A 21,230-nucleotide genomic window follows, 5' to 3' on the forward strand; every position below is an offset into this window, starting at 1 on the left:
GGCGGTCGGCCGGGTCACCCGGCCGCGCTGTGAGTTAGCCACCCGCCGCCGGCGCGGCCAGCCGCGAACCCCGAAGCAGGCGAGGCCCCGCCCGGCGGCTGGCGCGAGCGCGGGAGTGCGCCGCCGTCCCGTTCGGCTACACTCCCGATACGTCCCGACCCAGAGTCATTTCGCCGGATACAGGACCCCGGACACCTGCCCCAGAGTCGTTTCGTCTGTCACCGGTCCTGCGCCGGCGGTAGTCGTGCCGGATGGATCATCCGATGGAGGGGGCTTGAGCTCCTGGAGTTGCCGCTACGAGTTGAAAGGCATCTGCAAGAAGGTCGTGGGCGCGTACTGCCGCCCCGGCATGAAGGGATGCATCCTGGTCGGGAAGGTGAAGTTCCAGGACGGCCAGGTGCCGGCTCCCATATGGCCACCCGGAGCGAAGCCCGGACGGGACCCGGATGAGGCCGCGCCGAGGGAGCCGGGGGACGCGAGCGCTCCCGAGGACGCCGAGCCCTGAGTCGCGGCGCGAGGACCGCGCGCCCTCACGGCGCAGTGCGCGGGGACGCTTCGTTCGGCGGCGGCGCCACCGTTCCGGTGGCGGGCGACACGCCGGCGCGCACCGGCGGAACCTGGCCCGAACCATCCTTCTCGCGGGTCATGCCTCGGACCGACACCGGCACGCACCGCATCCCGCCCCCCGGCGCCTCCTGGCACACCTGCTCCGCCGCCGCGGCCTCGCACATGCCGTTCACCGGGTTGCACACGGTGCCGCCGGTGCAGGTCGCATAGCAGCCGCCGCTGGCGCGCTGGCCTGCAGCGACCCCGAGCGCGAGCGACGTGTTCACGGCTGCGGCCCCGAGCGTGTACGGCGCGGACGAGGAGCACGCCGCGAGGCCCGCGGCGGCGCTGAGGAGCACGACGAGGCCGATGGCCGGGCGGGAGGCGAGAAGCATGCGAGAAGCGTAGCGCGTCCCGGCGCGGGGGTGGGATTCGCGTATCATCCGCCACCGGTGCTCCCCGAGATCCTTCGACATCTGCGCTGCCCCGTCTGCCGGGCACCGCTCACCGCGGTTCCCGGAGCCGTGCGCTGTCCGGCGGGGCACGCGTTCGATCTCGCGCGCCAGGGCTACGTGAACTTGCTTCGCGGCCGCTCGCCGGGCACCGGCGACGACGCTGACATGGTCGCCGCCCGCGAGGCGTTCCTCGGCGCGGGACACTTCGCGCCCCTGGGGGCGGCGCTCGCGCGCGCGGCCCAGGCGCACGCCGGCCCCGACGGCATCGTGCTGGAGGTCGGCGCGGGGACAGGACACCATCTCCGCTCCGTGCTCGAGGCGCTTCCGGATCGCTTCGGACTCGCCCTGGACCTCTCCCGCCACGCCGCGAGGCGGGCCGCGCGGGCACACCCGCGCCTGGGCGCCGTGGTCGCCGACGCCTGGGAGCCGCTGCCGATCGCGGATGCGTGCGCGGCGCTGGTCCTCGACGTCTTCGCGCCCAGGAACGTCGCGGAGTTCCGGCGCGTTCTCGCGCCGGGCGGAGCGCTGCTCCTCGTCACCCCCGCGCCCGCGCACCTCGCCGAACTGCGTAAGCCGCTCGGGCTGCTCGAGGTCGACCCCGACAAGGCGCGCCGGGTGTCGGAGGCGCTGGAGGGCCGCTTCGCACTCGCGGCCTCGGAGTCGCTCGAGTGGACCCTCTCCCTCCCGCGGACCGACGTCCTCGCCGCGGCTCGGATGGGCCCGTCCGCCCACCACACCGCCCTCGACGTCCTCGCTGCGCGCGTTGCCGGGCTCGACGAACCGGTGCGTGTGTCCGCCGCGGTCCAGGTGCAGGTGTACCGGCCGGCGGCGAGCGCGGCGTGACGGCTGCGATGACGGCCACCGCGCCTCGACGCCCTACGAAGGGGCCTCGCAGCGCACGCCGTGCAGGACGCGGAGCAGGTACGTGCCCGCCGGGAAGAGCGCGTCGCGTACCCCGGCGCTGAAGCGCGCTCGGGCTTCGCGGTAGGCACTCTGAAACGACCGCAAGCGCGCGAGCGCCTCCATCCTTTTCCACCGATCTCGCGCGGCGACCCGCGGGCTCAAGTTGCGGCGCGGCTCGTGGGTCCTGGGGGAGGAGGTCGGGTCCTGCGCGAGCACGCGCCGGACGCCGAGGAAGCCGCGCCCGCTGGACGAGACCGCCGCGCGCGCCTTCTCCTCGGATACCGCGAGCTCCGCCTCGACGCGTGTGCGGTACTCGTCCGCGGTGAACCCAGGCGGTGGCGTCAGCGTGAGCTGAGCGGACTCCGGCAAAGGGCCGTGCGCGCGGAAGAACGCGGGCCGCTCGAAGACGAGCGGCGTCCCGATGTGCTTCGGCCCCAGCCACAGGCCCGGCCACTCACGCCCCGAAGGCACGAGCCCCGCCTTGACCGGGTTGGCGAGCGCGTACGCCGTCTCGGCCACGACGCTCTCGGCGGTCTCGAGCTGGACGGCGCTGTAGCTGGAAGGCGCCCACAGCGACTCCCACCGCCCCAGCGACGCGTTGAGTGCGCGAGCGACGAGTGACCACAGGTACTGCGAGAACTCGGGGAGGCGTGCTTCGGGATCGGTGAGCACGAGGTGCACGTGGCTCGACATGACGATGCACGCGTGGATGAGGACACCCGTTCGTGCCGCGGCGACCGCGAGCACGTAGCCGAACAGGGCGGTGGACTCGGGTGACGGGCGGAGCAGGAACTGGCGCTGCGTGCAGCGGCGCGTCACGAAGTACGTCTTCCCGGGGCAGATCTGGCGGGGCGCGGTCATGGTGGGTCGCCCATGGCACCGGGCGTGCCACGTCCAAGCCACGTCCTGACGCGCCTTTCGGCGCGGTGAACGGTCCGCGCGACGGACCTGCGTCCGAGAAAAACTACTCTGGGTCGGGAGGAGGAGGAGAAGGAGGGCGAGCCGCGGGCGGCGGGAAGCGCCGCAGCCAATCCTCCAGGGCGGCGTCGAAGCCGACGTCGCGGCGGGCGCGCTCGGACAGGTACCACTTGTGCTCCAGCAGCTGGCAGTACAGCTCAGCGGGATCGCTGCCGGGGCGCGGTGCGAGCTTGCGGATCGCCGGCAGCCAGCGCTCGTTGAGCCAGCGGTACGCGGCGACCGCGAGCGCGACGCTCCGGTTCTCGCGCCGCACCAGCGTGGCGCGCAGCTCCTGGATCTCGTTCACCATCAGCGCGGCTTGCCGGTCCTCCGCCACGAGCCCGGTGAGCGCGTGCAGGAGGTCGCGGTGGTAATCGCGGTCGGTCACCACCGCCCGCATTCGGAGGCGGCTGCCGTCGCCGGTCGGCTCCAGCTTCACCTCTCCCACGGTGAACCCCAGCGCATTGAGCGAACGGATGCGCTCGTGGATGCGCCAGCTCTCGCCGGCGGAGATGAGCTCCTCGCGCGTGATCTCGCCCCACAGCTGCTCGTAGCGAGCGCGCAGCGCGGCGCCGGTCTCGTACAGCCAGGGCGGCGGAGCCACCCCCAGCATGGCGGCGACGTCGAGGAGGTCGCCGGTGACGTTCTCCTCCAGGATCTCGATGTCGTGCCGCCGCTGGCCGTCGGAGAGGGGGTCGTGCATCTCCGCCGTCTCGGCATCGACGAGGTACGCGCGCAGCTCGCCCGCGTCCCTGCGGAACAGCGTGTTCGAGAGCGAGCAGTCGCCCCAGTAGAAGCCGCCGAGGTGGAGCCGCACCAGCAGCCCGGCGATCGCGTCGAGCAGGCGCGCCCGGTACGTTTCCAGGCCGGCGTTCTCGAACAGGGTGCGAAAGGGCAACGACCGGTCGAGGAACCGCGTGATGAGCACGCTCGCGTCGCCCTCGCCGGTGCGAACGTGGGCGTGTCCCGCGGCGACGACCGCCGGGAGCTCGCGGTCCTCGAGCCAGCGCAGCGCGCCGTACTCCCGCTCGCCCAGCGCCGGCGGCAGCTCCTTCACGACGTACAGCGCCCGATCGTACTGGAGGAACAGCACGTCGTGCCGCGAGACGCCGCGCGTCACCTCCACGATGCGCGCGCAGCGCTCGCCCCAGCGGGAGAGCGGGAGATCCCATGGCAGGTCGAGGAAGTCCGGGTGGCCGGGCCGGACCTGCAGGCCGACGAGCCCGGGACCCGCGGTCATGCGACGCCCCCGGCCCCGCGCGCGGCCGCGATCGCGTCGAGCGCCGCGATGGCCTGGCCCAGGAATGCGTTCGTGGGGGTCGCGACCGCGTGCCGGCGGCCGAGCTCGACCACCGCACCCGCGAAGATCTCCACCTCCGTCTTCCGGCCCGCCTCCACGTCCTGCAGCATCGACGTCTTCCCCGCGGGCGCGAGCCCGGCAATGACCGGGAAGATCCGCTCCACGTCCTCGGCCACCAGCCCCACGCCCTCGTGCCGCGAGACCGCGACCACCTCGAGCGCCGCCCGGCGGGCGAGCGCGCGGACCTCCTCGAGCATGAACGCGCCGTAGGGCGCGCGCAGCAGCGCCGAGACCTGGTTCACGCCCACGTTCAGCATGAACTTCCACCACTGCTCGCGCCGGATGTCCGCGGCGACCTGGCACGGGATGCCGGCCCGGTCGAGGAGGTGCTTCACCGTGAGGACGCGCGGGTCGGCCGGGTCGTTCGAGGGCGCGCCGAACACCAGCCGGCCGATGTTCTGGTAGCGGACGTGCGTCCCCTCGCGCACCACGTCGTTGCCGACGAGGAACGCCGGGAGCACCTTGTCGGCGCCGTACGCCTCGGCGAGCGTCGCCTCGCTGGAGATCCCGTTCAGCAGCGACATGACGACCGTGCGCGGACCGACCGCGCGGCGGGCATCCTCGACCGCGGCCGTGAGGTCGCCGTGCTTCACGCCGACGAGGAGGAGATCCGCCGGGGTCAGCGCCGACGGCGCGGCCACGCGCGGCGAGAACCGTCGGCCGTTGACGGTGAGCCCCTCGCGCTCCAGGCGCTCGCGGCGCGCGCCGTCCGCCACCACCGTCACGCACGCTGGATCCATGGCGTGCAGCCGCTCGACCGCGGCCGCGCCCACCGCCCCCACGCCGCACACCACCACGCTCTCGATGCTCCGCATGCGTGCATCGTAACCGCGGAGCGCGGCCCGCGCGGCGCAACCCGCACGGAAGCGCAGCACCTCGCCGCCTCCCGCGGTATCCAACCCGGCATGCGCCACGACGAGATCACCGAGTACCTGCACGCGCACATCCCGATCACGCAGGCGCTGGGCGCGCGGGTGGAGGCGTGGGATGGCGGCGCCATCCGGCTCTCGGCGCCGCTCGTGCCCAACCTGAACCATCGCGGCACCGCGTTCGGCGGCAGCCTCTCGGCGCTCGCCATCCTCGCAGGGTGGGCCGTCCTGCACCTCGCGTTGCGCGAGCACGGCCTCGAGGTGCGGCTCGTGATCCAGCGGAGCGCACTCGACTTCCTGGAGCCGATCGAGGGCGACTTCACCGCTTCTGCGCGGCTTCCGCCCCCGGCGCAGTGGGACCGCTTCCTCGCCACGCTCGCCCGCCACTCCCGTGCCCGTATCACCGTCGAGGGCGAGGTGGCCAGCGGCGGCCGCGCCGGCGGCCGCCACGAGGGCGTCTACGTCGCGTTGCGGGGGTCCGACCGGGGCTAGTCGCCGGTGGCGGCCCCCGACCCTCCCGGCCGGCCCCGGCCCCGACCCGGCCCCGGCCCCGACCCACAGTCATCGTCGTCCTGACCCAGAGTCGTTTATCCGCCCCGATGGCGTGGCGAACGTTTCGCGCGTCGTGAACCCATCCCGAGTGGTTTCGAGCGCTTCCAGCGCGAGCGCCGGACCCGGCAAATGACTCTGGGTTCGGGGCAGGGCGGGCTAGGCTCGCGCGGCGCGGCCGGGGGCGGCCCGCAGGCCGGGGGCCTCGCGGCCGGTCCGGGCGACGTACTCGGTGTACCCGCCCCCGTACGGGACGGGCCCATCGGGCCCGAGCTCGAGGACGCGGTTCGAGAGGGACGCCAGGAACCGGCGGTCGTGCGAGACGAACAGGAGCGTTCCCTCGTAGCCGGCGAGCGCCCGCACGAGCATCTCGCGGGTGGCGGCGTCGAGGTGGTTCGTGGGCTCGTCGAGCACGAGGAAGTTGGGCGGGTCGTAGAGCAGCGTCGCGAGCACGAGGCGCGCCTTCTCGCCGCCGGAGAGCACCTTGCAGCGCTTGTCGATCTCGTCGCCGGAGAACCCGAAGCAGCCGGCCAGCGTCCGGAGCGATCCGACCGACGCGCGCGGGAACGCGCGCTGCAGCGCGTCCCACACCGTCTCCTCGGCGCGCAGCAGCTCCATGGCGTGCTGCGCGAAGTACCCCATCTTCACGCTGCCGCCGACGGTCACCGACCCGGCGTCGGGCGTGGACTCCCCGGCCACCATCCGCAGCAGCGTGGACTTGCCGGCGCCGTTCGCGCCCAGCACGCACCAGCGCTCGCCGCGGCGGACGAGGAAGTCGAGGCCGCCATACACGGTGCGCTCGCCGTACCGCTTCACCACGCCCGCCAGCTTCGCCACGTCCTCGCCGGACCGCGGCGGCGGCCGGAACTCGAAGTCGACGGTGCGCCTCACCTTGGGCGGCTCGACCTTCTCGATCTTGTCGAGCTTCTTCACCCGCGACTGCACCTGCGCCGCGTGGGAGGCGCGCGCCTTGAACCGCTCGATGAACGCGAGCTCCTTCTTCAGCATCGCCTGCTGCCGGTCGAACGCGGCCTGCTGGTGCTGGTCGGCGACGGCCCGCTCCCGCTCGTACAGGTCGTAGTCGCCGGAGTAGGTGGTGAGCGTGCCGGCGTCGATCTCGATGATCTTCCCGACCACGCGGTTCATGAACTCGCGGTCGTGCGAGGTCATGAGGATGGCGCCCTCGTAGCCGCGCAGGAACTCCTCCAGCCAGATGATCGACTCGAGGTCGAGGTGGTTGGAGGGCTCGTCGAGGAGCATGGCGTCGGGCCGCATGAGCAGGATGCGCGCCAGCGCCACGCGCATCTTCCACCCGCCGGAGAGCGCGCCGACGTCGCCGTCCATCATCTCCTGCGTGAAGCCGAGGCCGGCCAGGATCTCCCGCGCCCGGGCCTCGAGCGCGTACCCGCCCAGCTCGTCGAAGCGCGCCTGCACGTGGCCGAAGCGCTCGACCAGCGCCTCCAGCTCGTCCGCGCGCTCCGGATCCGCGAGCGCCTGCTCGAGCCCGTGCAGCTCGGCGGCCACCTCCGACACGGGGCCGGCGCCGTCCATGGTCTCGGCGAGCGCGGTCCGGCCGGACATCTCGCCGACGTCCTGCGAGAAGTGACCCACGGTCACTCCGCGGTCGATGGAGACCTGGCCCTCGTCCGGCGCCTCCTCGCGCGTGATCAGGCGGAACAGGGTGGACTTGCCCGCGCCGTTCGGGCCGACGAGGCCGACCTTCTCGCCGCGGTGGACGACGGCGGAGGCCTCCACGAACAGGAGCTGGTTGCCGTGCTGCTTGGAGATGGCGTCGAGGCGGATCACGAGGGGCGCGTTCTCGCACGCCCAACGCCCCGGTTCAAGCCGGCACGTCGACGGCGCCCGGGCCCTGCGCTACGGTGCCGGCCATGAGGACGGTGGTCGCGACCCGCTACGTCACCCCCTTGCGCGAGGGCGGCTCCCTGCCGGCCATCGTGGAGGGCGACGACGACGGCCTGTACGTCGTGAAGTTCCGCGGGGCGGGGCAGGGGCCGAAGGCGCTGGTGGCCGAGGTGGTCGCGGGCGCGCTGGCACAGGCGGCCGGGCTGCGCGTGCCGGAGCGCGTGCGCGTGCTGATCGACCCGGCGCTCGGCCGCAACGAGCCGGATGGCGAGATCCGCGACCTGCTCAAGGCGAGCGCGGGCGAGAACCTGGGCCTCGACTACCTGCCCGGTAGCCTGACGTTCGACCCGGTGGCCGATCCGCCGCCGTCGCCCGCGGAGGCGTCGGAGGTGGTGTGGTTCGACGCGCTGGTGACGAACGTGGATCGCACCGTGCGCAACCCGAACCTGCTCCGCTGGCACCGCCGGCTGTGGCTCATCGACCACGGCGCGGCGCTCTACTTCCACCACGACTGGGACCGCGCCGCCGATCCGGCGCGCGCGCCGTTCCCGATGGTCGGCCAGCACGTGCTCCTGCCGTTCGCGGGCGAGCTGGCCGCCGCGGGCGAGCGGCTCGCGCCGCGGCTCGCGGGCGGCGCCATCGCCGGCGCGCTGGAGGAGGCGCCGGACGCCTGGCTCGTGGGCGACCCGCGCTTCGCGACGCCGGCCGCGCACCGGGCCGCGTACGTCGATCACCTGTCGCGCCGGCTGGCCGCGGCGCCCGCGTTCGTCGAGGAGGCCGAGCGTGCCCGCGCGAAGCTCGTTTGACTACGCGGTGGTCCGCGTCGTCCCGCGCGTCGAGCGGGAGGAGTTCGTGAACGCGGGCGTGGTCCTGTTCTGCCTGGAGCGCGGGTTCCTGGGCGCGCGGGTGGAGCTGGACCGCGCGCGCGTGACGGCGCTCTGCCCGCACGCCGACCTGGACGCGATCGCCGCCCACCTCGAGGCCATCCCGCGCATCTGCGCGGGCGGCCAGGGCGCCGGGCCCATCGGCGCGCTCTCGGTGCGGGAGCGCTTCCACTGGCTGACCGCACCTCGCAGCACCATGGTGCAGCTCTCGCCGGTCCACTCCGGCCTGTGCGACGACCCGGACCGCGCGCTCGAGCGGCTCTTCCAGCGGCTCGTGCGTCCGCCCGCGCCCCCCCAGGATCCTCGATAGCGGCAGCGCCCGGGCGGCGACCCGGGCTAGCGGCGCCCCCGCGCGACGGCCCGGGCTCGTGCGCGGGACGCTGGCGCCGGCTCGGGCTCCGCTGACGCCCCGTCGACGACGACCGGCCGCTCGAACCCGCGCCGCGCCCGCTCGACGCGGCCGCGCACGGCGCAGCCCTCCACGTGGTCGTTCACGAGCCCCATGGCCTGCATGAACGCGTAGCAGGTGGTCGGCCCGACGAACGCCCAGCCGCGCCGCTTCAGGTCGCGCGAGAGCGCTTTCGATTCCGTGGTGACCGGCTGCGCCCGGAGCGCCGCCCAGGTGACCCGCTCCGGCCGCGAGGCCTTCGGCGGCTCGAATTGCCAGAAGTAGGCCGCGAGAGATCCGGCCTCGGCGGCGAGCTCGCAGGCGCGCCGCGCGTTGTTGAGCGTCGCCTCGATCTTGCCGCGGTGGCGCACGATGCCGGCGTCCCCGAGCAGGCGCGCCACGTCGCGGGCGCCGAAGCGGGCCACCTTCTCGAAGTCGAAGCCGGCGAACGCGGTCCGGAACGCCTCGCGCTTGCGCAGGATGGTGAGCCACGACAGGCCGGACTGGAAGCCTTCCAGGCACAGCTTCTCGAACAGCCGGCGATCGTCCGCGACGGGGAGCCCCCACTCCTCGTCGTGGTACCGGACGTAGTCCGCGGCCGAGAGCCCCCAGGCGCAGCGGGCCCGGCCGTCGGGGCCCGTGCCGAGGCCGTCGTCGAGCGCGTGGGCGTGCTGGGGCATCGGGTTCCTCCCGCGCCGGTGCGCCGGCGCCGTGTGCGCGGAACCTGCCGGCCGGCGGGGGCGGCGTCAAGGCGCCGGGCAGGCACCCGATGGTGGCTCGGGGTCGGAGCGCGGAAATGACTCTGGGTCGGAAACCGAACCGAACCGAACCGAAGGGGCGGGAACCGAACCGAACAGAATGACTCTGGGTCGGGAAGAGAAGAGGACGGTCGGGGACGGGGCAAATGACGTGGGTCGGGAACGAACCGAGCCGAGCCGGGAAATGACTCTGGGTCGGGAAACCGGGGTCGAACCGGGGTCGGGAAACCGGGGTCGGGGAGGAGGGGGAGGGTCGCCGACGGGGCAAATGACTCTGGGTCGGGGACCGGCGGGCCTGGCGGCGGCCGGGTGTCGCACGGGCGGGGCGCGGCGCGCCCCCCGGGGCGGGTCGGGCCGGTGTATACAGGCCGCGGGCAAGGAGGCGGCGTGGATCCGCAGCAGGAGAAGGCGCAGCAGACGCCGCACGTGGTGATCGTGGGCGGGGGGTTCGCCGGGCTGTACGCGGCGCGCGAGCTGGCGGGCGCGCCGGTCCGCATCACGCTGGTGGACCGCCGCAACCACCACCTCTTCCAGCCGCTCCTGTACCAGGTGGCCACCGCCGCGCTGAGCCCCGCCGACATCGCGGAGCCCATCCGCCACGTCCTCTCGCGCCAGCGCAACGTCCGGACGCTGCTCGCCGAGGCGGCGGCGGTCGAGCCGGCGCAGCGCCGCCTGCGGCTCGCCGACGGGTACGCGCTCGACTACGACTTCCTGGTGGTCGCGGCGGGCGCGACGCACTCCTACTTCGGCCACGACGAGTGGGCCCGCTTCGCGCCGGGCCTGAAGACGCTGGAGGACGCGCTCGAGATCCGCCGGCGGGTGCTCACCGCCTTCGAGCGCGCCGAGGCGGATCCGGACCGCCAGCGCCGCGAGGCGCTCCTCACGTTCGTGGTGGTGGGCGGCGGACCGACCGGCGTGGAGCTGGCCGGGGCGCTGGCGGAGATCGCGCGCTTCACCGTCCCGCGCGACTTCCGCACCGTGTCCACCGAGCGCGCGCGCGTGATCCTCATCGAGGGCAGCGAGCGCGTGCTGCCGGCGTTGCCCGCGAGCCTCTCGGCGGCGGCGCAGCGCGACCTGGAGCGGCTCGGCGTGCAGGTGTGGACCGGCAAGCGGGTGACCGGGATCGACCCGCGCGGCGTGCAGGTGGGCGAGGAGCGGGTGGCGGCGCGCACGGTGCTGTGGGCGGCGGGCGTGGCCGGCGCGCCGCTGGCGCGGACGCTGGGCGTGCCGCTCGACCCGGCCGGCCGCGTGCCGGTGAGCCCGGACCTGACCGTGCCGGGCCACGAGGAGATCTACGTCGTCGGTGACCTGGCGCTCGCCCGCGACAAGCACGGCAGCGCCATCCCGGGCGTGGCCCCGGCGGCGATCCAGCAGGGCCGCCACGCCGGGCGCAACCTGCTCGCGACGCTGCGCGGCCGGCCGCGCGCGCCGTTCGTCTACTTCGACAAGGGCGTGATGGCGACGGTGGGGCGCGGGCGCGCGGTGGCCGGCTTCTGGCGCATCCGCATCAGCGGCTACCTGGCCTGGCTCGCCTGGCTGTTCATCCACATCTGGTTCCTCATCGACTTCCGGAACCGCGCCTCGGTGCTGTTCCAGTGGTTCTGGCACTACCTCACGTTCAAGCGCGGCGCGCGGCTCATCCTGGAGACGCCGGAGGAGATCCGCTTCCGTGCCGTGGCCGGCGTGGCCCCACCGGACGTGGACGCCTGGCCGCCGAACGAGAGCGACGCGGAGCGGCCGCGCGACTGAGCGCGCCGGCGCTCCGGACACGAGCGCTGGCGTGGGGAGCGCGGGTCGGCGCCACGAGGCTCCGATGCCGCGGCCGCGCGATGCGCACCGCGGCGCACCTCGTGCCCGCCGTCTCGCTCACGCTCGGTGCGGCCCGACCTGGGGCACGGACGATGTGCCGCATCGGCTGCTTGGAGCGCCAACGTTAGCTTGCCGGCCCTCGTTTCGCGCGCCCTCTGCGGCGCGCCGGAGGAACGGTCGATGCGAAGGCTGTCCCGGAGAAGTGCGCTGCGGCTGGGCGCGGCCGCGGCCGTGGTCACCGCGACGCGGCGCGCGGACGCGCTCGGCCCGGAGGTCGAGGACGGCGAGGGGCCCGCGTTCCGCGGAGATCCCGCGCGCCGCTGGACGATGATCGTGGACCTGCGCCGCTGCGTGGGCTGCCAGTCGTGCACCGTCTCCTGCGCGGTGGAGAACGCGGTCCCGGCCGGCTCGTTCCGCACCGTGGTGTCGGAGTACGAGGTGGTCCGCGGCGGCGCCGCGCGCCGCGTCATGGTACCGCGCCTGTGCAACCACTGCGAGTCGCCCGCCTGCACCACCGTGTGCCCGACGCAGGCGACCTGCCGGCGCGCCGACGGCGTGGTGGTGGTGAACAACACCCGCTGCGTCGGCTGCGCGGCGTGCGTGCAGGCCTGCCCGTACGAGGGGCGCTTCCTGAACCGCGAGACCGGCACGGCCGACAAGTGCACCTGGTGCGCGCACCGGATCGATCAGGGCCTCCTCCCCGCGTGCGTCGAGACGTGCGTGGGGGGCGCGCGCGTGTTCGGCGATCTCGCCGATCCCGGCTCCGCCGTGTCGCGCCTCGTCCGCGAGCAGCCGCTCCAGGCGCTGCAGCCGGCCATGGGGACGAATCCCCGGGTCCGCTACGTCGCGCTCGACGCCGAGGTCGCGGCGCGGCCGGACGCGGCGCGGCCCACGCTGTGGGACGCGGAGGACCTGGGCATCGAGGCCACCACCCGCGTGGCCGGGGAGGGCGCATGAGCATCACCGAGCTCGTCCAGCCGGTCTGGCCCGTGGCCTGGAGCCTCGCCGTCCCGCAGTACTTCTTCATGACCGGCGTCTCGGCCGCCGCGTTCCTGGTCTCCTCGCTCACCTACGCGTTCGGCGACGGCCGGTACCGCCCGGTGGCGGGGCTCTCGCTCATCGTGGCGCTCACGGTGCTGCTCGCCGCGCCGCTGAACCTCATCGCGGACCTGGGCCAGCCCGGCCGGTTCTACGAGCTCACCTTCGCCCTCCACGGCACCGCGCCCATGTCCTGGGGCGTGTTCCTGCTCACCACCTACCCGGCGCTCATCCTGCTCGAGATCCTGTTCGCGTACCGCGGCGCGCTGGCGGAGCGCGCCGCCTCTGCGCGAGGCCGGATGGCGACGGTGTACCGCTGGCTCGCGGCCGGCCGCACGTCGGTGGACGCGGCGGAGCGCGCGCGGACGCACCGGGTGTCGCGCCGCCTCGCGCTCCTCGGGATCCCGTGGGCGCTCGCGGTGCACGGGTACACCGGCTACATCCTCGGCGTCATGAAGGCGCGGCCGCTCTGGCACACCGCGCTCATGCCCATCGTGTTCCTGGTGTCCGCGATGGTGTCCGGCGTGGCGCTGCTCATCCTGGTGGCGGCGCTGTTCCAGCGGCTCGACACCGCCGGCGGACGCGTGGACCGGGAGCTCCTCGAGCGGCTGGCCCGCATGCTCGCCGGCTTCATCGTGCTGGACCTCCTGCTCCGGCTGTTCTGGTACACGATCCAGTGGATGTACGGCGTCGGCGCCTACGGCCCGGTGCTGCAGCACCTGTTCGTGGACTCGTTCTGGACCGCGGTGGTGCTCGAGACCGTGCTGGGCCTGCTCGTGCCGCTGGCCGTGGCGCTCGTGCCCGGCTGGCGCCGGCGCGGGTGGCTCCTGTTCCCGGCCGCGGCGCTGGCGGTGACGGGCGTCTGGGTGTTCCGCTGGGACACCGTCATCGGCGGGCAGCTCATCCCCAAGGTCGGCGCGGGCTTCTACGCGTACGCGCCGCCGCTCGGCGGCAAGGACGGCGTGCTGCAGGTCGTGGGGAACTGGGCCTTCTGGATCTTCCTGCTCCTCGGGGCGACCTCGCTGCTGCCGTGGCAGCGCGAGGCCGGCGGCGCGCCGGCCGGCGAGGCCGCGGCGGCGGAGGTGCGGTGATGGCGACGCGACGGGGCGTGCTGAAGGGGCTTGGGGCGCTCGGTGCCCTGGGGATCTTTGCGGCGGGCTACGCGCCGACGCTGCGCAAGCTCGGACGCGGGTGGTGGTCCGGGAGGAAGCCGCGCCACCCGGTGTACGGGGACGCGCTCCCCTGCGAGGCCGCAGTGAACGCGGCAGGCGAGGTAACGCCGAGCGGCGAGGTGGCGATCGCGCACGCGGTGTGCCACGGTTGCACCACCCTGTGCGGCGTGCGCGTGGTGAAGGACGCCCGGACCGGCGTGGCGCTCCGCGCGCTGGGCAACCCGTACCACCCGCTCTCGGCGGACCCGCCGCTGCCCTACGCGACGCCGGTGCGCGAGAGCCACCGTGCGTTCACCCCGTCCGGCCAGGCCAGCCGCGGCGTCATGTGCGCGCGCGGGAACGACGCGTTCGAGAAGATGTCCGACCCGCTGCGCGTCCGCGCCGTGCTGAAGCGTGCCGGGCCGCGCGGCTCGGGCCGCTGGCGCACCATCCCGTTCGACGAGGCGATCCGGGAGATCTCCCGGGGCGGGCGGCTGTTCGCCGAGGCCGGCGAGGACCGCGAGGTCCCGGGGCTCGCCTCGCTGCGCGACGTCGCCACGCCGCTCGACCCGGGCGCGCCGGAGCTCGGGCCGCGCGCCAACCAGCTCGGCGTCATGGCCTCGTTCGACGACGGCCGCATCGAGCTGGTGCGCCGGTTCGTGCGCGCGTTCGGCACCGCGAACATGTGGGAGCACCGCGGCACCTGCGCGCTCACCATGCGCGCGGGCGCCGCGGCGCTGCTGTCGGACTGGAAGGGGCAGCCGCACCTCAAGCCGGACTTCGAGCACTGCGAGTTCGCGCTGTTCTTCGGCACCTCGCCCGGCCAGGCCGGGAACCCCTTCAAGCGGCAGGCGCAGCTCCTCGCCGGGGGGCGGACCTCGGGCCCGCTCCGGTACGCGGTGGTGGACCCGGTGCAGCACGGGAACGACGTGCTCGCCGCGGGCGACCGCGCCCGCTGGGTTCCCATCCGGCCCGGCACCGACGCCGCGCTGGCGCTCGCCATCGGGCGCTGGATCCTGGAGCACGACGCGCACGACGCGCGCTACCTGGCCGCGCCGAGTCTCGCCGCCGCAGCGAAGGTCGGCGAGCCGTCGTTCTCCGGCGCCACCTGGCTGGTGGTGTCGGAACCGTCGCACGAGCGGCACGGCGCGTTCCTGCGGGCCGCCGAGCTGGGCCTCGGCGGCGACGACGCGGCGGTGGTCGTGGACGCCGCCACGGGGAAGCCGGCCGCGAGCACCGCCTGCGACGCGGGCGCGCTGTTCTTCGACGGCGAGGTGTGGCTGGGCGGGCGGCCGGTGCGTGCGCGCACCGCGCTGTCGCTGTACCGCGAGAGCGCGCTCGGGCTCACGCTGGCGCAGGCGTCCGAGGTCACCGGCGTGCCGGTGGCGACCATCGAGGCGCTGGCGTCGGAGCTGACCCGTCACGGCAAGCGGGTGGCGGTGGATGCGCACGGCGGCACCATGCACGCGGGTGGGTTCCAGGCGGCCTGGGCGGCGCTGGCGCTGAACGGGCTCCTCGGCAACCTGGGCTGGAAGGGCGGGGTGGGCACCGGCGGCGACGCGTTCCCCGCGTTCGGCGAGGGGCCGCGCTACGACCTCGCCGCCATCCCGGGGGGCGCGAAGCCGCGGGGCGTGAAGATCACGCGCGAGAGCGACTACCGCGAGACCAGCGAGTTCCGCGCCAACGGCTTCCCGGCGCGCGCGCCCTGGTTCCCGTTCGGCCGCGCGCTGCAGGGCGAGGTGCTCGCCTCGGCGCTCGACGGATACCCGTATCCGCTGCGCGCGCTCGTGTCGTTCGACGCGAACCCCCTGTACGGCGCGGCCGGGCTGGACCGCCTCGTGCGCGACCGGATCGCGGACCCGGAGCGGCTGCCGCTGTTCGTGGCCGTGGACCCGTTCCTCAACGAGACCAGCCGCTGGGCGGACTACGTGTTCCCGGACTCGGTGATGTACGAGAGCTGGGGCGTGAGCGGCGCCTGGGGCGCGGTGCAGACGAGGCTGTCCAGCACCCGGTATCCGGCGGTCGTCTCGCCGCTCCCCCGCACGGCCGCAGGCGACCCCGTGGACGGCGACGCGTTCCTGGTGGAGCTGGCCATGGCGCTCGGGCTGCCGGGCTTCGGCGACGCCGCCATCCCGCTCGCGGACGGCACGAGGGCGCCGCTGCGGCGGCCCGGCGACTTCTACCTGCGCGCCTTCGCGAACGTGGCGTTCGCCGGCGCGCCGGTGCCGGACGCCTCCGAGGAGGACGCCGCGCTGACCGGCGTGCGCGACGTCTTCGTCCGTCACCCTGGCGTGCTCACGCCGGAGGAGGAGAGGAAGGTCGCGATGGTGCTCTCGCGCGGTGGCCGCTTCCAGCCGGCGGGGGCGGCGTACGAGGGCGAGTGGCTGGCGCGGCGATGGGAGAAGCCGGTCGCGTTCCACGACGAGGCGCTGGCCCGCACGCCGCGCAGCCAGACCGGCCGGCCCTACGCGGCGGTCCCGACCTGGGAGCCGGCGGTGGGCGGCAGCGGCGAGCCGCTCGACGCGGCGTTCGGTCGGGAGTGGCCGCTGCGGCTGGTCTCGTACAAGTCGCAGACCCACTCGTCGATGCACCCGGGCACGCGCATCCGCAGCATCCGCGCCCGGAACGCGATCGAACTCTGCCCCGAGGACGCGCGCCGGTGCGGCGTGGTGCACGGCGGCCGCGCGCGCATCGAGACGCCAGCGGGGGTCGCCGAGGGTGTGGTCCGGGTGCGGGCCGGCATCGCGCCGGGGGTGGTCGCGCTCGAGCACGGCTTCGGACACTGGGGCTTCGGCGCCGAGGGGCGGGTGGTGGACGGGGAGGCGCTCCCGGCCGACGCGCGCCGCGGCCTGGGCATCGCCCACAACCGGCTGGTGCCCGGCGATCCGACGCTCGCTCGCCCGGGCCTCCTCACCGACTCGGTCACCGGCGCCGCCGCGCGCCAGGCGATCCCGGCCCGGGTGGTGAGGGCCTGAACCGAGGGCCTGCGGCCGACCGCCGAGGCCGGCGGCGCGCCCGTGCGCGCACCGCCGGCCCCGCCCCGCGCCCGCGGCGCCCTTCAGAACGCGAGCCGCGAGAGCGCGTACGCGACGACCGTGGAGGTCCCCACGCCGATGAAGCCGGGGATCATGAAGCTGTGGTTGAGCAGGTACTTGCCGATGTGCGTGGTACCGGTCCGGTCCATGTTGATGGCGGCGAGATCCGACGGGTAGAAGCAGAAGAAGAAGTAGGCGTAGCTCGCCGGCATGAGGCCGAGCAGCAGCGTCGCGGGCAGCCCGAGCGCGAGGCCGAACGGCAGCATGATGGTGAGCGTGGCGGCCTGGCTCTTCACGAACGCCGACACGCAGAACATGGCGACGGCGAACGTCCAGGGCGCCACCTGCACCATCGCCTGGATCTTCTCGATGAGGAACGGCTTGTTCGCGGTGACGAAGGTGTCGCTCATCCAGGCGATGCCGAAGATGGACACCACCGCGATCATGCCGGCGGTGAACACGCTCGAGCGCGCCACCTCGGCGGCCTTCACCTTCGCGGTGAACAGGATGAACGCGCCGAACGCCAGCATCACGATCTGCACCACCGTGGTCATGGCCACGGGCTTCCCGCCGTTCACGAGCGGGATGAGCCCGAGGTGCAGGAAGTCCTGGTCGAGCGCGAGCACCACGATCGTGGCGACGCCGGTGAAGAACAGCAGCACCGACAGCCTGGCGGCGCGGGGGAGCTGCTTGTCGAGGGTGGTGACCGAGACGTCGAGCGACTTGCGGAACTCGGGGTCCTCGAGCTTCTTCAGGAACTCCGGGTCGGAGTACAGGTCCCGGCCGCGGTTCATGCTCCACAGCGCGGCCGCGAGGACGCCCACCACGCCCGCGGGGATGGTGATCTTGAGGATGTCGTAGAGCGAGAGCGGCTGGCCCGCCTTGGCGGAGAACGCGAGGAAGGTGGTGACCGCCGCGGCCACCGGGCTCGCGGTGATGCCCATCTGCGAGGCGACGCTCGAGACCGCCATGGGCCGCTCCGGCCGCGTCTTCGTCTTCAGCGCGACGTCGGCGATCACCGGCAGCAGCGCGTACACCGCGTGCCCGGTGCCCACCGCCATGGTCAGGAAGAACGTGCAGAACGGCGCGAGGATCGTCACGTACTTCGGGTGCGCCCGCAGCAGCTTCTCGGCGAGCTGCACCAGGTAGTCGAGCCCGCCCGCCACCTGCAGCGTGGCGGAGGTGGTGACCACCGCCAGGATGATGAGCATGACGGCGATGGGCGGCTCCGACGGCGCGGCGCGGAACAGGAACACCAGCACGGCGACGCCCAGGCCGCCGATCATCCCGAGCGCCACGCCGCCGCGGCGGATGCCGAGCAGGATGGCGCCGAGCACGAGGGCGAACTGGATCCAGAACATGAGCATGTGTGGCCTCCGCCCGTGTCCTTGAGCACGGGCGGTGCCAGGGCGCCGGGCGCAGCAACGTCGCGGGATCGCTGGGCCGCGCGCGCCGCCGGCACGGGGGAGGGGTATGAGCGGGCTCCTGCGGATCCGGGCGGCCGCGCCCGAACCCCGCGTCCGGCCGCCGGATTCCACGCGGCATGCGCCGGCTCATGCGCATGAGCCCGCTCATGCCCGTTCCCGGGCGCGACCGGATGCCGCGGCGCGGGCCGCGGCGCGCGGGGTCACTCGCGCGCGGCCTTGAGCCGCTTCGAGAGCGCCGACTGGGTGATGCCGAGCGTGCGCGCCGCGATGGTCTGGCTGCCGCCGGCGCGCGAGAGCGCCTCCTCGACCAGCAGCTCGACCGCGTCGTGGATGGTGGGCAGGTGCTCGGCCACGGCGAACGGGTTCCGGTCCGGGAGGGCCCCCGGCGCGGGCGCCGCCGCGCCCCCGCGGGCCATGGCCTTCACGAACGCGTCCATGGAGAGCACGCGCTCGCGGTGCAGGCTCACCGCGTCGAGCACCATCGAGCGCAGCTCGCGCACGTTGCCGGGGAACGCGTAGCTGCCGAGCAGCGGCACGAGCTCCCTGGGCGGGGTGGGCCGCTTCTTCCCGAGCTCGCGCGCCGCCTCGGCGAGGAAGTGGTCGAGCAGCAGCGGGAGGTCGCCGCGGCGCTCGCGCAGCGGCGGGATGCGCACCTGGTGCGTGGCGAGCCGGTAGTAGAGGTCCCGCCGGAACGTGCCCGCCGCCTGCCGGGCCGCGAGGTCGTGGTGCGTCGCCACGATCACGCGCGCCAGCAGCCGCTTCGGCCGGTCGCTGCCGAGCGGGAAGTATTCGCCCTCCTGCAGCAGCCGGAGCAGCTTCACCTGCGACGCCTGCGAGAGGTCGCCGATCTCGTCGAGGAACAGCGTCCCGTCGGCCGCCTCCTCCACCATGCCCCGGCGCGCCTGCTCGGCGCCGGTGAACGCGCCGCGGGCGTGGCCGAACAGCGTGTCGGCGAACACCGTGTCGTCGAGCCCGGCCACGTTCACCGCCACGAGCGGCCCGCGCCGGCCCGAGACCTGGTGCGCAGCGCGCGCCACGAGCTCCTTGCCCGACCCGCTCTCGCCCTGGACGAGCAGGGGCTGCGGACTGCGCGCCACCGCCTCCACGTAGGAGAAGATCGCCAGCATGGCGCGGTCCTGGGTGACGAGCCCGGCGAAGGCCTCCGGGTGGCGGAGGTCGCCGGAGAGGAACCGGCTCGCCATCTCGCGGTTCTCGCGCTGCAGCTCGAGCAGGCGGATGGCGCGCAGCACGCCGCCCACCAGCCGGTCCTCCTCGGCGGTCTTCACGTAGTAGTCGAGCGCCCCGGCCTTCACGCAGCGCACCGCCGTCTCGACCTGGTTCATGCCGCTGATGACGATCACCGCGACCTCGGGCCGCTCCGCCGCGAGCCGCTCGAGCAGCGCCTCGCCGGAGAGGTGGGGCATGTTGAGGTCGAGCAGCACGAGACCCACCGGCTCGCGCGCCAGGAGCTCCGGGACCTCGCGCGGCTCCTGCGTCGCGAGCACGTGGTCCACCCCGGCGCGCTGCAGCGCCACGCGCATGGAGCGCAGCCAGGCCGCCTCGTCGTCCACCAGCAGCACGGCGAAGGAGGGGTAGGTGGACGCGGGCTCGCTCATGGGATCCCCTGGGGGCCGGCGTCGGGCGCGGCCGGGAGCGTGACGGTGGCGGTGGTCCCCGCGCCGGGCGCGGAGCGGAACTCGAGCGTCCCCCCGTGCTCCTTCACGATCCCGGACGACACCGAGAGGCCGAGACCCGTCCCGCCGCTGTCGCGCTTGGTGGTGAAGAACGGGTCGGTGAGGCGCGGCAGGTGCTCGGGCGGGATCCCCACGCCCTCGTCCCGGACCTCGCAGATCACCACGCCTCGGGCGCCGTCGGCGCGGGTCGAGACGCGCACGGCGCGGTCGGGCGAGGGCAGCGCCTGGCAGGCGTTCAGCACCAGGTTCACGATCACCTGCTCGATGCGCTGCGCGCTCCCCACCACCGGCGGGAGCGCGCCGTCGAGGGCCAGCTCGAACCGCGTGGTCGCCTTGCGGATGGGGTTCTCCACCAGCCGCACCGCCGCCCGCACCACCTCGTCGAGGTCGAGCGGCGCGCGCGCGGGGGCGTCCTCCCGCCGCGCGAAGTCCTTCAGGTCCTCGACGATGCGCCGGATGCGCCGCGCCCCGTCCAGCATCTCGTCGAGCATGCGCGGCACCTCCTCGCGCGCGGTCGCGAACGGCAGCCCGCCGAGCCGCGGGGGCGCGCCGTCCGGCCGGTCGCGGTCGAGCGCCTCCAGCGCGTCGAGGTACACGTCCTTCAGCGCCGGCATGTTGAGCAGGATGAAGCCGTTGGGGTTGTTGATCTCGTGGGCCACGCCGGAGACCAGCACGCCCAGCGCCGCCATCTTGTCGGCCTGGACGAGCTGGGCCTGGTTGAGCCGCAGCTCCTCCACCGCCGCGGCGAGGGAGGCGGTGCGCTCGGCCACCTCGCGCTGGAGCTGGCGCGACCAGAGCACCGTGCCGCCCAGCACGAGCAGCAGCGGCACGAACACCACCGCGCCGTACTGGAAGAACTTCCCCCAGGAGACGGGCTGCGGCTCGAGCACCCCCAGCCAGCGCTGCCGCAGCGCCTCGTAGCGCCCGGTCTGTTTCAGGATGGCGAGCCCCTCGTCGAAGCGGGACCGGAGCGCCGCGTCGCCCTTGCGGACCGCGTACCCGTAGCGCTGCGAGGCGACGCTATGCGCCACCGGGTCGAGGTTGGTGAGCTTCAGCTCGCGGATGATGAACGTGCCGGGCAGCGCCGCCACCACCGCGTACTCGCCCTTGCCGGACGCGAGCAGCCGCAGCGCGTCCGCCGGCGTGTCGGTGCGCAGCAGGCGGTCGCCCATGCCCAGGGTGGTGAGCTGGTCGTCCATGATCCCGTCGCGGTGGACCGCCACCGCGTGGCCCCGGAGCGCCTCCAGCGACGCCACCGCGGGCGTGCCCTTGCGCGCGAAGATGGCGTGGTTCACCACGAGGTGCGGCGGCGAGAAGTCCACCTCCGCGGCCCGCTGCTCCGACCAGGACATGCCCTGCAGCGCGTCGATGCGCCCGGCGGCGAGCGCGGCGCGCATCTCCGACCACGCGCCCAGGCGGATCTCCACCCGCATCCCCGTCACCTCGGCGATGGCGCGGGTCAGCTCGACGTTGAAGCCGGCGGGCTTCCCGTCGCGGTCGAGGAACTCGTAGGGCGGGTAGTCGCGGTCGCCACCGACCACCAC

General features: G+C 74.2%; 17 protein-coding genes. 8 read left to right on the forward strand and 9 right to left on the reverse strand.

Features of this window, described 5'->3' with window-relative positions:
- Window positions 1–530 precede the first annotated feature (530 nt).
- Window positions 531–941, reverse strand: a complete 411-nt coding sequence (locus A2CP1_RS08960; protein WP_012633052.1) for a hypothetical protein — start codon at window positions 939–941, stop codon at window positions 531–533.
- Between the two features lie 57 nt (window positions 942–998).
- Between A2CP1_RS08960 and A2CP1_RS08965 the strand changes: the two genes are divergently transcribed.
- Window positions 999–1,844, forward strand: coding sequence for a putative RNA methyltransferase (locus A2CP1_RS08965; protein WP_012633053.1), 846 nt, complete (start codon window positions 999–1,001; stop codon window positions 1,842–1,844).
- 33 nt (window positions 1,845–1,877) lie between these two features.
- Here the strand turns inward: A2CP1_RS08965 and A2CP1_RS08970 are convergent, their stop codons facing one another.
- From A2CP1_RS08970 to A2CP1_RS08980, 3 genes are all read right to left on the reverse strand, one after another.
- Window positions 1,878–2,765, reverse strand: coding sequence for a hypothetical protein (locus A2CP1_RS08970; protein WP_012633054.1), 888 nt, complete (start codon window positions 2,763–2,765; stop codon window positions 1,878–1,880).
- A gap of 103 nt (window positions 2,766–2,868) precedes the next feature.
- Entirely contained in the window at window positions 2,869–4,101 is a 1,233-nt protein-coding gene (locus A2CP1_RS08975; protein WP_012633055.1) for a DUF4032 domain-containing protein, read from the reverse strand.
- The gene (locus tag A2CP1_RS08980) at window positions 4,098–5,036 is read right to left on the reverse strand and encodes a ketopantoate reductase family protein (RefSeq protein ID WP_041450478.1); all 939 of its coding nucleotides are present in this window, start codon (window positions 5,034–5,036) and stop codon (window positions 4,098–4,100) included. Before A2CP1_RS08980 ends, A2CP1_RS08975 begins: the two co-directional genes overlap by 4 nt.
- Window positions 5,037–5,126: 90 nt before the next feature.
- Here A2CP1_RS08980 and A2CP1_RS08985 point away from each other — a divergent pair, with 90 nt between their 5' ends.
- Entirely contained in the window at window positions 5,127–5,582 is a 456-nt protein-coding gene (locus A2CP1_RS08985; RefSeq protein ID WP_012633057.1) for a thioesterase domain-containing protein, read from the forward strand.
- Between the two features lie 216 nt (window positions 5,583–5,798).
- Here the strand turns inward: A2CP1_RS08985 and A2CP1_RS08990 are convergent, their stop codons facing one another.
- Window positions 5,799–7,445: an ABC-F family ATP-binding cassette domain-containing protein gene (locus A2CP1_RS08990; RefSeq protein ID WP_012633058.1), complete on the reverse strand. Its 1,647-nt coding sequence runs from the start codon at window positions 7,443–7,445 to the stop codon at window positions 5,799–5,801.
- 83 nt (window positions 7,446–7,528) lie between these two features.
- Between A2CP1_RS08990 and A2CP1_RS08995 the strand changes: the two genes are divergently transcribed.
- Together A2CP1_RS08995 and A2CP1_RS09000 are read left to right on the forward strand one after the other, a co-directional pair.
- On the forward strand, window positions 7,529–8,308 hold the full coding sequence (locus A2CP1_RS08995; RefSeq protein ID WP_012633059.1) for a HipA family kinase: 780 nt from the start codon (window positions 7,529–7,531) through the stop codon (window positions 8,306–8,308).
- Entirely contained in the window at window positions 8,286–8,696 is a 411-nt protein-coding gene (locus tag A2CP1_RS09000; protein ID WP_012633060.1) for a DUF3037 domain-containing protein, read from the forward strand. Before A2CP1_RS08995 ends, A2CP1_RS09000 begins: the two co-directional genes overlap by 23 nt.
- 26 nt (window positions 8,697–8,722) lie before the next feature.
- On the opposite strand, the gene A2CP1_RS09005 is transcribed toward A2CP1_RS09000, so the two are convergent.
- On the reverse strand, window positions 8,723–9,454 hold the full coding sequence (locus tag A2CP1_RS09005) for a DNA-3-methyladenine glycosylase I (protein WP_012633061.1): 732 nt from the start codon (window positions 9,452–9,454) through the stop codon (window positions 8,723–8,725).
- Between the two features lie 465 nt (window positions 9,455–9,919).
- Between A2CP1_RS09005 and A2CP1_RS09010 the strand changes: the two genes are divergently transcribed.
- From A2CP1_RS09010 to A2CP1_RS09025, 4 genes are all read left to right on the forward strand, one after another.
- Complete coding sequence (locus tag A2CP1_RS09010) at window positions 9,920–11,281, forward strand: NAD(P)/FAD-dependent oxidoreductase (RefSeq protein ID WP_012633062.1); 1,362 nt, start codon at window positions 9,920–9,922, stop codon at window positions 11,279–11,281.
- Window positions 11,282–11,521: 240 nt separating this feature from the next.
- Window positions 11,522–12,298 carry a 4Fe-4S dicluster domain-containing protein gene (locus A2CP1_RS09015; protein ID WP_012633063.1) on the forward strand — a complete coding sequence of 259 codons (777 nt, stop codon included), beginning with the start codon at window positions 11,522–11,524 and terminating at the stop codon, window positions 12,296–12,298.
- On the forward strand, window positions 12,295–13,470 hold the full coding sequence (gene nrfD / locus A2CP1_RS09020) for an NrfD/PsrC family molybdoenzyme membrane anchor subunit (RefSeq protein WP_012633064.1): 1,176 nt from the start codon (window positions 12,295–12,297) through the stop codon (window positions 13,468–13,470). Before A2CP1_RS09015 ends, nrfD begins: the two co-directional genes overlap by 4 nt.
- Window positions 13,470–16,505, forward strand: coding sequence for a molybdopterin dinucleotide binding domain-containing protein (locus A2CP1_RS09025; protein ID WP_012633065.1), 3,036 nt, complete (start codon window positions 13,470–13,472; stop codon window positions 16,503–16,505). Before nrfD ends, A2CP1_RS09025 begins: the two co-directional genes overlap by 1 nt.
- An 83-nt stretch (window positions 16,506–16,588) precedes the next feature.
- Here A2CP1_RS09025 and A2CP1_RS09030 read toward each other — a convergent pair whose 3' ends face one another.
- The 3 genes from A2CP1_RS09030 to A2CP1_RS09040 form a co-directional block, all read right to left on the reverse strand.
- A complete protein-coding gene (locus tag A2CP1_RS09030) occupies window positions 16,589–17,932 on the reverse strand; it encodes an anaerobic C4-dicarboxylate transporter (protein ID WP_012633066.1) in 1,344 nt (447 codons plus the stop codon).
- A 260-nt stretch (window positions 17,933–18,192) separates the two neighbouring features.
- Window positions 18,193–19,608, reverse strand: coding sequence for a sigma-54-dependent transcriptional regulator (locus tag A2CP1_RS09035; RefSeq protein WP_012633067.1), 1,416 nt, complete (start codon window positions 19,606–19,608; stop codon window positions 18,193–18,195).
- Complete coding sequence (locus A2CP1_RS09040; RefSeq protein ID WP_012633068.1) at window positions 19,605–21,227, reverse strand: transporter substrate-binding domain-containing protein; 1,623 nt, start codon at window positions 21,225–21,227, stop codon at window positions 19,605–19,607. The genes A2CP1_RS09035 and A2CP1_RS09040 overlap by 4 nt, the downstream gene beginning before the upstream one ends.
- Window positions 21,228–21,230 lie beyond the last annotated feature (3 nt).

It is taken from the genome of Anaeromyxobacter dehalogenans 2CP-1 (genome assembly GCF_000022145.1).
In the GTDB taxonomy this organism is placed as follows: domain Bacteria; phylum Myxococcota; class Myxococcia; order Myxococcales; family Anaeromyxobacteraceae; genus Anaeromyxobacter; species Anaeromyxobacter dehalogenans.